Here is a 14,185-nt window from a genome sequence, read left to right on the forward strand (position 1 = left end):
CCTGCTGACGCAGGAGGTGATGGCCGATGCCCATCTATGAATACGAGTGCCCGGTCTGCGGCATCCGCTTCGAGCAACAGCAACGCTTCACCGATCCTCCTCTGGAGCGTTGCCCGGAGGGCCACCCGGGCGTGCGTCGGGTGCTCTCCCCCGCCGGGATCATCTTCAAAGGCGACGGCTGGTACATCACCGAGAGCCGCAAGTCCACGAACAAGGGAAAGGAGAAGTCCGAAAGCGGTTCGTCCTCCTCGTCCTCCGAATGAACGGCCGCCCTCCCACAGGGGCCTGGGGGCCAGGTCGGCGCGGCGGACGCCGGCCGGGCCCCCAGCGTTTTGTTTGTGGGAAAGATCTCCCACCGCGCGCTGCGACAGGCCGGTCTCGCCCGGTTTATACTTCAAACAGGAGAGATCCTTTAGGAGGAGGAGATATGGGATTCAGGATGCGGCCGCCTCGATGGCTCATGATCCTCGGGGTAATGGGACTCAGCGCCTGCGCCTTCCGCACGACGGCGGGGGAGGTTCGGCTTCCGACGCCGACCATGCCGCCTCCCCTCGTCGCGGTGGATTCTCCACCCCAGCCCTCACCCACCCCTTCTCCTGCTCCTTCGCCGACCCCCACCCCGCCGGTATGGTCGAGCGAGCTCCCGCCCGATGTGAACCCCCTCACCGGCCTGCGCGTGCCGGATCCCGCTGTGCTGAACCGACGGCCCCTGGCCATCAAAATCTCGAACTACCCTCCGGTGGTCCGACCCCAGTCCGGGGTGGATCTGGCCGATTTGGTCTTTGAACACTATGCGGAGGGCGGGGTGACGCGTTTCACCGCAGTTTTCCTGAGCCAGGACGCCGAGCCGGTGGGCTCCGTGCGCAGCGCCCGGCTCATCGATCTGGAGATCCCTGCGATGTTCCAGGCTATCCTCGCCTACTCCGGGGCCAGCGCCGGCGTCAACGCCCGCATCCGGAACTCGGACTTCTTCGAGCGGGCCCTGAGCCCGGATTTCGGGGTCGGAGCCCCGATCTTCTGGCGCATCCCTCGCGAAGGCGTGGCCCTGGAGCATACCCTCTTCACCAGCACCCGGCGGCTTTGGGAGGAAGCCACCCGTCGCGGGATCAACACCCGTCCGAACCTGCGGGGGATGATGTTCTCAGAACAGCCCCCACCCGGCGGCCGGCCGGTCTCCACGCTGATCATCCCCTATCGCGTGGAGCCGGTCACCTGGCGCTACGACTCCGGGTCCGGACGCTGGCTTCGCTGGACGGCTGGTCAGCCCCATATGGATGCCCTCACAGGCCGCCAGCTCTCCGCCGCGAACGTGGTCGTGGTTTACGCCCATCACCAGACTACGGACATCCTGGAGGACCGGTTGGGCAACTACTCCATTGAGATCCAGATCTGGGGAAGCGGGCCGGTCCAGATCTTCCGGGATGGGCGGATGTTCGAAGGGCAGTGGCAACGCTTTCGGCGGGAGGACATGCTCCGCTTCGTGGACGCCCAGGGGCAGCCCATCCCCTTGAAGCCGGGCAACACCTGGTTCCAGATGGTCCCGCTGGATATGCGGATCCAGATACCCTAACGGAGCGAAGGGAAACCTTGTCCGCGCGGCAAGCATGGATCCTCGAACTCGGATTCGGAAAACCTTAATCCGGATGGCCCTTCGGCGCGCCCGGCCGGGGGCCGGGAGCCGGTGGGAGCTCCTCGCCCGGAGGTCGCCTGTGTCCGGCCTTCCTGACCTGCGCGCGGTTCTCGATCCCATCCCGTGGGCGGTCGTTGGCGCCATGGCGGCCCGCTATTATATGCCGGAGCGGGCAACCCAGGCTCTGGACATTGCCATCCGGGCCGCGGATGGGCCGGAGGCCCAACGGCGGTTGCAGGCGGCCCGCTTCTGGTATGAAGGGGAGCTGGCGATCCCGGGATCCTCCTGGGTTTCCCCGGAAGGATGGCGCCTCGATGTGCTGGAGCTGCACGATCCCTGGGCTGAAGAAGCCCTGGAGGCGGCCCAGGGGAATCGGGACGAGGCCGGGCTTCCGATCATGCCGCTGCCCTACCTGATCCTGATGAAATTCGAGGCAGGCCGGCTGCAGGACCTGGCGGACATCGCCCGCATGCTGGGCCAGGCGACCCCGGAGCAGTTCCGGGACGTCCGGGCGCTGTTCCGTCGGCATCGCCCGGCGGATCTGGAGGACCTGGAGAGCCTGCGGCTCCTGGGACGCATGGAGCGAATGGGCCCGGAGGAGAGCGCCTCCTGACCGAGGGAGGTGAGGGAGATGGTAATCACCGAGCGCCTGACGGTGCGAACGCATGGGAACAACCACATCGTGGATTTGACGGAGCGGGTGGCGGAGGCCGTCGCTCGCTCCGGCCTCCAGGCGGGCATCGTCGCCCTGTTCGTCCCCGGCTCCACCGCCGGGCTGACCACCATGGAGTTCGAACCGGGAGCGGTGGAGGATCTGCAGCGCTGGTTCGAGGAGGCCGTCCCGGCAGATCGGGAATACCGCCACAATCTGCGCTGGGGGGACCGCAACGGACATTCCCATCTGCGAGCCTCCCTGATCGGGCCCTCCCTCACGGTTCCCTTCCGGGAGCGCCGTCTGTTGCTGGGGACCTGGCAGCAGATCGTGCTGATCGATTTCGACGTCCGCCCCCGCCAGCGTGAGATCGTGGTGCAGATCCTGGGGGAGTGAGCGGGATGCGATCCTGGAAGATCATCGAGCGAGATGGGGTGCCGGATCCGCAGCGGATCCGGGAGTGGGTGGATGAGCGGATGCGCATCGACCCCGAGCTGGTGCGCGGGGTGCTGGTGCGGTTCATCCGGGATGAGATCGGCAAGTTCGGCCTGCGGCGGGCGGTGATCGGCCTTTCGGGAGGGGTCGACTCGTCGCTGACGTGCTTCCTGGCCGCGGAGGCCCTGGGCCCTGAGAACGTGCTGGCGGTGCGCATGCCCTATCGCACCTCCTCGCCGGACAGCCTGCTGCACGCCCATCTGGTCATCGAGCAGCTGGGCGTCCCCTCGGAGACCGTGGAGATCACGCCCATGGTGGAGCCGCTCTTCGAGCGGTTCCCGGACATGGATGCCCGGCGGCGAGGCAACGTCATGGCCCGCATGCGGATGATCATCCTCTACGACCTCTCGGCGGCGTGGGGCGGGATGGTGGTGGGCACCAGCAACAAGACGGAGATCCTGCTGGGCTATTTCACCCTCTACGGCGACGGCGCCTACGCCCTGGCCCCCCTGGGGGATCTTTACAAGAACCAGGTCCGCCAGCTGGCCCGCGCCGTCGGCGTGCCTGAGGAGATCATCCGCAAGCCTCCCACAGCGGATCTCTGGGTGGGCCAGACCGATGAGGGCGAGCTGGGGGTGACCTACGATGAGGCGGACCGCATCCTCTACCTGCTGGTGGAGGAGCGGATGACGCCGGAGCAGGTGATCCGCCTGGGCTTCGATGCGGAGACCGTCCGCCGCCTGTGGCGGATGGTCCGCGACACCCAGTTCAAGCGGAGGACGCCGATCATCGCCAAGCTGACCTCCCGCACGGTGGGCATCGACTTCCGATATCTGCGAGACTGGGGGCACTGATGCGGGTGATCTCGGGCTCGGCCCGGGGCCGCCGGTTGAAGAGCCTGCCGGGCTCCGCCACCCGGCCGATCACCGATCGAGTGAAGACCGCCCTCTTCGACATCCTGGGCCCCCGCATCGTCGGGGCGCGGGTCCTTGATCTCTTCGCGGGCACCGGAAGCGTGGGCATCGAGGCCCTGAGCCGCGGGGCGGCGGAGGCCGTGTTCGTGGAGAAGGACCCTCGGGCGATCCGGGTGCTGCGGGAAAACCTCCGGGAGACCGGCTTGGCGGACCGGGCCCGGGTGGTGCGAGCGGATGTTTTCACGTTCCTGCGTTCCGCCCGCGCGGAGGCCTTTGATTTCATCTACATCGCGCCCCCGCAGTATCGAGGCTGGTGGCGCCGCACCCTGGAGCAGTTAGACGCCCGGCCGGAGTGGATCGCCCCGGAGGGACGGGTCGTGGTCCAGATCCACCCGCGCGAGTTCGAAACGCTGACCCTCCATCACCTGGATCTGGTCGACCGCCGGGATTACGGGAGCACTCATCTCCTGTTTTACAGTCGTGGAGAAGGGCATAGGGAGCGAAGGACTTCGTAAGGACATTGATCATGCCGCGCACCGGGTTCGCGGATCTTCCGCTCCATACAGGCCGGGCGCCTCGCTGGCTCTTCGTCCGCATGACCGCCCTGGCCCGGGAGATCATCACCGTTCTGGTCGATGAGTTCGGGACGGCGGAGGTGCTCCGTCGCCTGAGCGACCCTTACTGGTTCCAGGCCTTCGGCTGCGTCTTGGGCTATGACTGGCACTCCAGCGGCCTCACCACGGTGGTCTGCGGGGCTTTGAAGGAAGCCCTGAAGGACGCCGGGCGGGAGCTGGGCCTGTTCGTGGCCGGAGGGAAGGGGAGGGCCTCGCGGCGCACGCCGGAGGAGATCGCGGCGGCCGCCGCGTACCTCCGAAGTGGCCCCGAAATCCTGATCCAGGCCAGCCGCATGGCGGCGAAGGTCGACAACCACGCTCTCCAGGATGGCTATCAGATTTACCATCACGTGATGGTCTTCGATCGAGAGGGACGGTGGGCGGTGATCCAGCAGGGGATGAACCTGGAGAACCGCTATGCGCGCCGGTATCACTGGCTGAGCGAGACAGTCGTGGATTTCGTGAACGAACCCCACGCCGCGGTCTGCTGTGATGAGCGGACCCGTCCCCTCAACATGGTTGCAGCGGAGGCGGAGGCGGCCCGACATGCGGTGGCCGAGCTCTCCCGCGAGAAGCCCTGGCGGTTGCTTCAGGAGCTCCGGCGCCTGCAGCGCCTGCGTCTCCCGCCGCACCACGAGATCCTGCTCCGGGACATCCACCCGGATCATCTGGCCTCGATCTTCGTGAAGACCTATGAGGCGCAACCGGCTTCGTTCGCGGAGCTGCTCGGCCTCCCTCAGGTTGGCGCCAAGACCATCCGGGCCCTCGCTCTCCTGGCGGAGCTGCTCTACGGCACCCCCCTGTCGTTCCGGGACCCAGCCCGCTTCGCCTTCGCTCACGGGGGGAAGGATCGCCATCCATTCCCGGTAGACCGGGCCCTCTATGACCGTTCGATCCGGATCCTGCACGAGGCGGTGGCCCGGGCCCGGGTAGGGGATCGGGAACGCCTTGAAGCGTTGCGGCGCCTGGCCGAGTGGCAGCGTGCCCTCCTCCGGTCAGAACACCCGTCCCCATGACCCGAGGCGTGAAAAACCTCCCCGCCCCCTCAACCCGGCGAAGGATGAACCGATCCATTCGGACGAGGTGCGCGATGTCCGGCCTGCTCCATTCGGTGCGGATCCCCTTGCTCGTCTTGCTTTACCAGGTCCTGGTCGTGGTGGCCAACATCGGATTCAAGCGCTCCGCGGGGAGCACGACAGCGACCGCTTTCCTGGCCTGGCAGGCCCTGGGCAACTTGGCGGGTTTCCTGAGCGTCCTGACCTACACTGCGCTCCTTCGCTGGCTCCCGGTCCACGTCGCGGTGGGTCTCACAATGGGGCTGGGCTTCGCCAGCGTCCAGGTGTTCACCGCCTGGCTGATCTTTCACGAGCCCATCGGGTGGTCGAAATGGCTGGGGACCGTGCTGGTGGTGCTGGGAATCACCTTGATCGCCGGGGGGCGCTGAACCATGCAGACCGTGATGGAGGCCTTCGTCCACCAGCTGGATCCTCTTCTGCGGCGCGCGCATGGCGTTCGGGAGTTCACCGATGACCCTCGGTGTCTGCTCCGGGTGGCCATCGGCGCATGTCCGCGTGACCTCGTGCTTTGCGATGGCACCCGGCTTCGCCGAGGAGAGCCTATCCTTGAGCTCCATCTGTGGAACGAGAGGATCCCCCGCATGCCCCCGGAGGGTCCGGATCTGGCTTGGGGTCTGCAGTTCTACCGGCAGGCCATCGCCTCCCTCCGGTTGATCGCGCGGTGGATGGAGAGCCATCCGGAGGCCCGGAAGGCCCGGGCGCTCCGAGGGGAGACCTCGCTGATCAATCCCATGCGAGGGCTGATCCGCGACCTGGGCTTTGAGGTGTTTCGGGTGGAACGGGGGGCGAGCGGCTGGCGATGGCTCCGCTATCGGATGGATGATCTTTACGTGTGGATGCTGATGCAGGCTTACAACCCCGCCAGCCTGCGCGGCAAGTGCCTGTATCAGCTGGAACGGGTGGAGTTCTGGATCTCCCGTGAGCGCTTCCTGGAGCGCTACGGGAATGCGCATTCTTTGAGAGGAGAAGCCCGCATCTCTCCTCCTCCGCCTGAGGGGACGCAGGCTGCGTCCTGAGCGTTGAACCGGAAGTGGGAGCGGGGCCCTTGCCGCTATGGCGCCGCAGGCCCATGAATGCGCACGGGCAGAAGGATGTGGTCGCTTCCGTCCTCCGCCCGCAAGCGCTGCATGGTCTCGGGGTCATACATCACGATGATGAGGCGGCCCTCCCCGCGCAGGGGCTCCCGGAAGGTCACCGGATGCGGATCCTCGATGAACTCCCCGAAGACCCATGAGGTGGTGGGGGAGCGTCCGTCCGCCGGCGGCCGGTCGTCCTGGCCGATCAGGCGTCCCTCGGCGTTCAGGGCCTGCACCGAGACCACGTAGGGACGCTCGATGGGCGTTTCGTTCAGCGCCCGCCAGACCAGCTTCACGGTGAGGCTTTCCCCCTCCTGTGGGGTGGTCCGATCCAGGGTGACCCCCACCAGCTCCGCGACGCCGGGGAACCGACGGCCCACCGGGATGTCGAAGGGCGGGGCCTCGAACCGGCGCGGGCGCCCGGCGATCTCCACCGTGCCCAGCGAGAAGGAGGCCCCCTCTCCCCAGCGCAAGCGCACTTCGGCTTTCCCCGCCGTCGCCTCGGGGGAGACCCAGAGCGTGCGACGGTCCAGCACAGGCAGGCCCGGGATCCACCGGGAGACCGGATAGCGGCCGTAGCCTGGATCTCCTTGCTGTCGCCCAAGGATCTCCCCTCCTCGTAGGAGCTCCAGGGTCAGCGGTCGATCCGGCAGGCCGGGGTGTGTGGCTCGGAGCAGAAGCGATGCATGGAGGGGCTCCCCCGGCGCCACGGCGGAGGTGGAAAGCCGGAAGCCCAGCAGCTCCAGGCCGTCCCCCAGGGGAACTGGGGCGGGGAGCTGAGGGATCCCCGACATGGTGCCGTAGGGGTCCACCTGCATCCGGGGCGGATCCACCTGGATGGCGCCCAGGACGAGGCTCCGCCCTCCCGGATTGCGGGCCTCGTCTAGGATGTCCAGCCCTTTGAGATCCGGCTCTCGATATAGGGTGACAGTGAGGGTGTAGGGCCCGGGCGGCGCGCCCAGCGGGATCGGGACCACGAAATACGTGGTGGTCTCCTCGCCGGGGGTCCAGCGCGCGGTGTAGCGGTGGAGGTCATTCATCAGCATCCAGTCCATCCCGCTGACGCGTTGCCGGCCGGCGTCCAGGAGGCTGACCGCCGCCTTCAGGTTCTCGGAGATCGGAGCCGGCATGCGCCAGCGGAGGGCGACGGCGATCCCCTCGCCGGCATGTCCCTCTGTTTCGTAGAAGACGCCGGACAGAAGCAAGCGATCCCCGAAGTTCACCGCCGCCGGCTGCAGCGGCGGCATCGCCACCGGGCGCTCCAGCTCATACACCCAGAGGGTGTATCCCGGGAACTCCCGGTGATCGATCAGCCGCCCGGCTCGTTCCAGAAGGAAGGGGATGAAGCGCTTGTCGTCGGTCACCGAGCGGAACCAATGCAGGAGGAAGACGCGCCGTTTGCCGGCGGTGATCGCCTGGAGCTCCGCCAGCCCCTCCGCCTCCCGCCCCCGCATCTTGATCCCCTGGATGGGGGAAGGCCCTGCGTAATATTGTTGCAGCGTATATTCCTCTGAGTCCACCACGATGGCGTCATCCGGGGTTGTCACCCCGGTGAGATAAGCGGCCACCCCCCGCACGTCCTCCCGGAAGAAGGCGGGGTCATAGTAGACGATCCACAGCCCCTGGAGGAAGGTGGCGCCGATGGCCACGGCGAGGGCCAGCGCGAGGAGACGAGTGGGCCCACGTCGGAGGCCCTGCGCCCGCCAGAGATCCACCATCAGGAAGGCGTCGGTGAGCAGCAGCGCCGGTGTGAGCATTAGGATGTAGCGAGGGTGGACGATGGGCTTCCAGCGGGTGATGCCGAAGACCAGCAGGAGCGGCACCGCAAAGGCGGCCAGCCACAGCGCCGGGGCGGCGGGGACGCGGCGGAGGTCCCGCCGCCGGCTCCAGAGGGCCAGCGCCAGGGCCCCGGCGAAGGCGAGCCCATAAGCTGCGGAGGCCCCGACGAAGCCGGGGCGGGGGGGCGGCTCACCGGTCTTCCCGAGCACCTCCCGGATGCCGATGTTGAAGAAGTGCCAGGTGAGGGAGAGGAACTCGGGCAGCGTGGGGAACGTGGCCCGCTCATCGCTGTGCTGGCCGGTCTGGCGGTAGGCGGGCGGGAGCCAGGGGGCGTAAGCCAGCACCACCAGCGCCTGGGCCAGCGCCCAGCGTCGGAGATTCCATCGACGATCTTCGATGGGTTGGCGCAGGAGCAGGAGAAGGGCGGTCAGGTTCAGGAAGGCCACCGCGACCACCGAGAAGTAGTGGGTATACATCATGGCGGCCTCTGCCACCCCGATGGCGGCGAGGGTCGAAGCCGGCCAGCGCCGGGTCTTCATCAGGCGGGCCAGCAGGAGGAGGGCGATGAGATATTCCAGGGCGAAGAGGGTATACATCCGGGTTTCCTGGGAGTAATACACATAAGCGGGGGCCAGGACGGCCAGGCCGGCGGCGAGCAACCCCACGGCGCGCCCGGCTCCCTCCCGGCCCGCCCGGTAGAGCAGGGGAAGGATCAGGATGCCGAAGATCGTGGAAAGAAAGCGGGTGGTGAACTCGGTGTATCCCGTGAAAGATCCCCATAGGGAAAGCAACAAGTAATAAAGCGGGGGATGGATATCCACCGCGGTCATGCGGATGGCGGTGAGGAAGCCGTGGCGGGCCAGATAGGTGCTATAGCCCTCGTCCCACCACCAGCTCTGGACGGCGATGCGGTGCAGCCGCAAGGCGAAGGCCATCAGGATCAACCCCAGCAGAAGGATCCAAACCCCTATCCGGCGGCTTAAGGACATCCCGACGCTCCTCCCAGGGTCCATCGGAGTCCGAAGCCCGAGCAGGCCCCTGCCGGCCCGGGCTCCGGCCAGGGATCCCATGGTAAGCGGGATCGCCCCCTCCGGCGAACCGACCAGGGGGGACGAAAGTCCTATATCCAGAGTGGCGATCCTCCTCTATACTCAACTCAAAATAATTGGCGCTCGGGGTGAGCCATGAAGGGATCCGGATGGTTCTTATCTTCAATGCCCGATATGCAGACCGCAAAGAGAGGGGATCTCCCGATGTCTCCTACTTTGTTGGTAATCGATGACGATCGGGAATTCATCGATCTGCTCCGCAAGCGCCTGGAAGGGGCCGGATATCGGATTCTGGCGGCCCTGGATGGAGAGACAGGGCTGCGGATGCTGGAGTCGGAACGACCGGATTTGGTGATCCTGGACATCATGATGCCGGGGATGGACGGCTATGAGGTCTGCCGGCGGATCCGCCAGGTCTCCGAGGTCCCGATCCTCATGCTGACGGCCAAGGGGATGACCCCGGATGTGGTCCGAGGCCTGGAGGTGGGAGCGGACGATTATGTGACCAAACCCTATGAAACAGATGTGCTACTGGCCCGCATCCGGGCCCTCCTGAGAAGAGCCCAGCGCCAGCCGCCGCCGGAGCAGGGGGTTTACCGGTGCGGGGAGATCGTGCTGGACCTGGATCAACATACCGTGACGGTGGCCGGGCGCCCCGTATCGCTCACCCCCCTGGAGTTCCGGTTGTTGAGCGTGATGATGCGCAACCCCGGGCGTCTGCTCCCCCACCGTTATCTCCTCACCCAGGTTTGGGGCCCTGAATACGCGGAGGATGTGGACAACCTCAAACTGTATATTCACTATCTCCGTCAGAAAATCGAGCCAGATCCTCGTCACCCTCGTTACATCCTCACAGAGTGGGGGATCGGTTACCGGTTTCAATGTGAAGGATGAGCGCTTCATGATCTAAAATCCCGCTCCTCCTTCGAGGGCCTGGGAGAGACCTCCGGCGGCCTCCCCGGTCTTCTATTCCTCTCCAAAGTTCGGCAGCATATCCCGCAACGTCGATCCGTCCAGCTTGCCCCCTCGCCGATGCCGCCTTCCAAATGAATTCAAACGAAAATCTCCACCTTTTCCAACTTCTGTTGGGTAAAGTGTGAGAGGAAGAGGAAGAGACGGGGCGGTCCTGGGGGTGGGACATGGTCCGGTTCTCCCTGGGTTCCCAAGATAGAAGGGGAGGGATAGGCGATGGTGAATGGGACGCGAAAGGAGCCGGCGAGAGGGGGTTTCAACGGCGATGCGGCGCTGCGGGTTCTGGTGGTGGACCCCAGTCCGGAGATGCGGCAGCTGCTTCAGCAGGCGTTGAGTGCGGAACCGATGCAGGTGTATGTGGCTTCCGGGCCTACGGAGGCCCTGGCCATGCTCCCAGTGGTGACCCCCCATCTCATCCTCACCGAGCTCGTCTTTCCAGATCATGACGGCTTCCGTTTCTGTCAGCAGCTGCGAGCAGCCACCTCCAGCCCCATCCTCGTGATCTCCGCAGCCCGCTCGAATCAGGACATTGTGCGGGCCTTCGATATGGGAGCGGACGATTTCATCCCCAAGCCCTTCGCCCTGATCGAGCTGCAGGCCCGCATGCAAGCCCATCTGCGCCGTCAGGCCTGGCAGGGGCATCAGCGGGCGCTGACCTACTATGCGGACGATCATCTGGTTATCGATCTCAACCTGCAGGAGGTGAGGGTTCGGGGGCAGCGGGTTCGTCTCTCCCGTATTGAATACCGGTTGCTGGCCTGCCTGCTTCAGCACGCCGGTCGCGTGGTCCGCCATGAGACTCTGCTCCAGGCGGGCTGGGAAGATCAGGGATGGGATCCTCATTATCTAAAGCTGTATATCCGTCATCTGCGGAACAAGATCGAGCCGGATCCCTCCCGCCCCCGATACATTGTGACGGTGTGGGGCGTGGGCTACCGCTTCTGCCCGCATCCCTCAAAGGCTTCCTCACAACCCCAGGACTTCCAGGAGGTTGAGCCATGAAATGTCTGGTCACGGGCGGGGCGGGCTTCATCGGCTCCCATGTGGTGGACGCGCTGATCGCCGATGGGCATGAAGTCGTGGTGGTGGACAATCTGAGCACGGGCCGGCGGGAGAACTTGAATCCGCGGGCGCGCTTCTATGAGATCGACATCCGCAGCCCGTCCCTGGCGGAGGTGTTCGAGCGCGAGCGCCCGGAAGTGGTCAATCATCACGCGGCCCAGATGAGCGTGCGGATCTCCATGGCGGATCCCATGTATGACGCGGACGTGAACGTGCTGGGCTCGCTCAACCTGATCCGCCTCTCCCTGCAGTATGGGGTGAAAAAGTTCATCTACATCTCCAGCGGGGGTGCGGTCTACGGGGAGCCGGTCTACCTACCCTGCGACGAGGATCACCCGATCCGTCCGCTCTGCCCGTATGGGGTCACCAAATTCATCGTGGAGCAATACCTGGCGCTGTTCCATCACCATTATGGGCTGCGCTATACCGTCCTGCGCTACCCGAACGTGTATGGCCCCCGACAGGATCCGGAGGGGGAGGCCGGGGTGGTGGCCATCTTCATCGGGAGGATGTTGCGGGACGAGCCGGTGGTGATCAACGGCACGGGCGAGCAGATGCGGGATTTCGTGTATGTGGAGGATGTGGTGGAAGCGAACCGGATGGCCCTGGAGAACGGGGATGCGGAGGTTTTCAACCTGGGGAGCGGGCGGGGGACCACGGTGAACGAGATCTTCCAGATGTTGGCGGCCATCACCGGCTACCGCCGGGAGCCGATCTATGGCCCGCCGAAACCCGGGGAGACCTTCCGCATCTATCTGAGCGCGGAGCGGGTAAAGCGGGCTTGGAGCTGGCGCCCGCGGGTGGACTTGGAGGAGGGGCTGGAGCGGACCGTAGCCTTCTTCCGGGCTCGGCGGTGAGGGGAGCCTCCCATGGAGCGTTTGCAACCCTATCTGGATGCCCTCCGCCGCTGGTGGTGGTTCCCGGTGCTGTGCGCCCTCTTGGCCGGGCTGGGCGGCTATTTCTACACCCGGCAGCAGCGACCGGTCTACGCCGCGCGGGTCACCCTGATGGTGGGCTCCAGCCTGATGAATCCCAGTCCGGACCCCCAGGAGATCGGCCTCAGCCGGACCCTGGCCCAGATCTATGGGGAGATGGCCCGGCGCCGGCCGGTGCTGGAGCAGACCATCCGGCGGCTCAACCTGACCCTCTCGCCGGATGCCCTGGCCCGGGCGGTGGAGACCCGCGTGGTGTTCAACGCCTCGCTCCTGGAGATCTACATCTACGACTTCGACCCCGAACGGGCGGCAGCGCTGGCCAACGCCCTGGCGCAAACCTTGATGGAGCAGGCGCCGGGGGCGCGGACGGCGGCGGATGAGCAGTTCCTGCAGGCGCAGCTGAACGACATTCAGAAGAAAATCGAGGACACTGATCGGAAGATCCAGGAGCTGCGCCAGCAGATGGCCCGGATGACTTCGGCGGCGGAGCTCCGGGAGGCCCAGGATCAGCTCCAGGCCCTGGAGCAGCTGAAGCGCGACTACCAACAGACCTACGCCCAGCTGATCGGGGTGATGAACCAGGGTCGGGTGAACACCCTGCGGGTGCTGGAGCCCGCGCTTCCGCCCTCCCGACCGGTCTCCCCCAGCCTGTTGCGGAACCTGATGCTTTCCAGTGGGGTGGGGTTGGTCCTCAGCCTTAGCGTGTTGATGACCCTGGAGCTGTTGATGGGCCGGGCAGTGCAGTGGGATGGGGGCCTGACCATGTTCAACCTCCCCGTCCTGGGTGCCATCCCCCACTGGCGCAATCGGAAGGACCCGCTCGTCGTCCGCAGCGCCCCGGATTCCCCGGACGCCGAGAGTATCCGCTCCCTGCGCCTCCGGGTCCTCCAGCTGCTGGGGCGGGAGGGACCCCGGACGGTGCTGGTCACCAGCCCGACGCCGGAGGACGGCAAGTCTTTCGTGGCCAGCAACCTGGCGGCGGCCCTGGCCGAGGCCGGTGTGCGCACAGTCCTGGTGGAGGCGGATCTCCGCGGGGGAACGGTGGCTCATCTCTCCCCTCAGGAGATCTCCCACGGGCTGGTGGATTATCTGGAGGCCGAAGGGGAGGGGCTTCGCCTGGAGGATCTCCTGATCCCCATCGATGGCGGCCTCACGATCCTCCCGATGGGACGGATCCCGCGGGATCCCGGGTGGTTGCTGAGCTCGCCCCGCTGGCGGGCGATGCTGAGGCAACTGCAAGAACGTTATGAGATGGTGGTCCTGGATGGGCCGCCGACGCTGTTCACAGCCGAGCTGGAGCTCCTGGCCCGGGCGGCGGATGGGATCCTCTTGGTGGTTCGGGATGGGGAAACCCCGCGCCGGATGGTTGGGCAGGCCCGTTACGTCCTCCGCGGCCAGCGGATCCTGGGCCTGGTCGTCAACGATGTCCCCCGGCGGAAGCTCGGCCAGCGCTATGGTTACGCATATGGTTACGGGTATGGCTATGGCCGCTATCGGAAGCGCGCAGAAGCCCGAGGGCTCGCCTATGGGATCCGGGGCTGGTGGGCGCGGCGGCAGGCTCGCCCGGCCAAGACGGCAGCCTGGGAGAAGCCGGCCCCATCGCCGGCATCGCCCGAGCCGCCGGCCGGTTCTCTCGAGACGCCTTCCAGGCCGCTCTTTCCGCCTCCTGTCTTGATGCCCGGCCCGGCGTCAGAGCCGCCGGCTCCATCTGCTGCGGAGGAGGTCCTTCCGATGGAACGTGAGGAAGCGCGCGGGCCCTTCCTGGGCCTCCGGCCGGAGGAGCTGGAAGGAGTTTTCCTGGAGGAGGAGACCGCCCCGGCAGCGGAGGTAGAGCCTGTGAAGGCAAAGGCCGCCGCCATGCCTTTCGTCGATGTGGATCCGGAGCTGTTGCAGGAGCTCCTCGACGGACCGGCGGAGGAAACATCCGTGGCGCTTGCGACGTCGCAGGAGCCGGAAGAGGAGGGAAAAGAGGGTGAGGCCGGATGACCGGG

General features: G+C 66.3%; 14 protein-coding genes. 13 read left to right on the top strand and 1 reads right to left on the bottom strand.

The genetic code is table 11. The annotated features are described in order from the left end of the window. The first annotated feature begins 26 nt into the window (after window positions 1–26). From CFB18_RS07550 to CFB18_RS07590, 9 genes are all read left to right on the top strand, one after another. The gene (locus CFB18_RS07550) at window positions 27–263 is read left to right on the top strand and encodes an FmdB family zinc ribbon protein (protein ID WP_088571188.1); all 237 of its coding nucleotides are present in this window, start codon (window positions 27–29) and stop codon (window positions 261–263) included. 164 nt (window positions 264–427) lie between these two features. Further along, window positions 428–1,570, top strand: coding sequence for a DUF3048 domain-containing protein (locus CFB18_RS07555; RefSeq protein ID WP_159461630.1), 1,143 nt, complete (start codon window positions 428–430; stop codon window positions 1,568–1,570). A gap of 139 nt (window positions 1,571–1,709) precedes the next feature. After that, window positions 1,710–2,243, top strand: a complete 534-nt coding sequence (locus CFB18_RS07560; protein WP_088571190.1) for a phage terminase small subunit — start codon at window positions 1,710–1,712, stop codon at window positions 2,241–2,243. An 18-nt stretch (window positions 2,244–2,261) separates the two neighbouring features. Next, window positions 2,262–2,678, top strand: coding sequence for a secondary thiamine-phosphate synthase enzyme YjbQ (locus tag CFB18_RS07565; RefSeq protein WP_088571191.1), 417 nt, complete (start codon window positions 2,262–2,264; stop codon window positions 2,676–2,678). A gap of 80 nt (window positions 2,679–2,758) precedes the next feature. After that, window positions 2,759–3,571 (top strand): NAD+ synthase, encoded by an 813-nt coding sequence (locus CFB18_RS07570; RefSeq protein WP_088571260.1) that lies wholly within the window; start codon window positions 2,759–2,761, stop codon window positions 3,569–3,571. Further along, on the top strand, window positions 3,571–4,146 hold the full coding sequence (gene rsmD, locus CFB18_RS07575; RefSeq protein WP_088571192.1) for a 16S rRNA (guanine(966)-N(2))-methyltransferase RsmD: 576 nt from the start codon (window positions 3,571–3,573) through the stop codon (window positions 4,144–4,146). Before CFB18_RS07570 ends, rsmD begins: the two co-directional genes overlap by 1 nt. 11 nt (window positions 4,147–4,157) lie before the next feature. Then, the gene (locus tag CFB18_RS07580) at window positions 4,158–5,261 is read left to right on the top strand and encodes a DUF763 domain-containing protein (RefSeq protein WP_088571193.1); all 1,104 of its coding nucleotides are present in this window, start codon (window positions 4,158–4,160) and stop codon (window positions 5,259–5,261) included. Window positions 5,262–5,335: 74 nt separating this feature from the next. Then, complete coding sequence (locus tag CFB18_RS07585; RefSeq protein ID WP_088571194.1) at window positions 5,336–5,689, top strand: DMT family transporter; 354 nt, start codon at window positions 5,336–5,338, stop codon at window positions 5,687–5,689. A 3-nt stretch (window positions 5,690–5,692) separates the two neighbouring features. Further along, window positions 5,693–6,337, top strand: a complete 645-nt coding sequence (locus tag CFB18_RS07590) for a YkoP family protein (RefSeq protein WP_088571195.1) — start codon at window positions 5,693–5,695, stop codon at window positions 6,335–6,337. Between the two features lie 35 nt (window positions 6,338–6,372). Here CFB18_RS07590 and CFB18_RS07595 read toward each other — a convergent pair whose 3' ends face one another. Beyond that, window positions 6,373–9,165 carry a glycosyltransferase family 39 protein gene (locus tag CFB18_RS07595; protein WP_159461631.1) on the bottom strand — a complete coding sequence of 931 codons (2,793 nt, stop codon included), beginning with the start codon at window positions 9,163–9,165 and terminating at the stop codon, window positions 6,373–6,375. 264 nt (window positions 9,166–9,429) lie between these two features. Here CFB18_RS07595 and CFB18_RS07600 point away from each other — a divergent pair, with 264 nt between their 5' ends. From CFB18_RS07600 to CFB18_RS07615, 4 genes are all read left to right on the top strand, one after another. Then, entirely contained in the window at window positions 9,430–10,119 is a 690-nt protein-coding gene (locus CFB18_RS07600; protein ID WP_088571197.1) for a response regulator transcription factor, read from the top strand. A 294-nt stretch (window positions 10,120–10,413) separates the two neighbouring features. Next, complete coding sequence (locus tag CFB18_RS07605) at window positions 10,414–11,199, top strand: response regulator transcription factor (protein WP_088571198.1); 786 nt, start codon at window positions 10,414–10,416, stop codon at window positions 11,197–11,199. Beyond that, on the top strand, window positions 11,196–12,116 hold the full coding sequence (locus CFB18_RS07610; protein ID WP_088571199.1) for an SDR family oxidoreductase: 921 nt from the start codon (window positions 11,196–11,198) through the stop codon (window positions 12,114–12,116). The genes CFB18_RS07605 and CFB18_RS07610 overlap by 4 nt, the downstream gene beginning before the upstream one ends. Window positions 12,117–12,128: 12 nt before the next feature. Then, window positions 12,129–14,180: a tyrosine-protein kinase domain-containing protein gene (locus CFB18_RS07615; RefSeq protein WP_088571200.1), complete on the top strand. Its 2,052-nt coding sequence runs from the start codon at window positions 12,129–12,131 to the stop codon at window positions 14,178–14,180. The last annotated feature ends 5 nt before the right edge of the window (window positions 14,181–14,185 follow it).

This window comes from Thermoflexus hugenholtzii JAD2, from assembly GCF_900187885.1.
Classification (GTDB): Bacteria; Chloroflexota; Anaerolineae; order Thermoflexales; family Thermoflexaceae; genus Thermoflexus; species Thermoflexus hugenholtzii.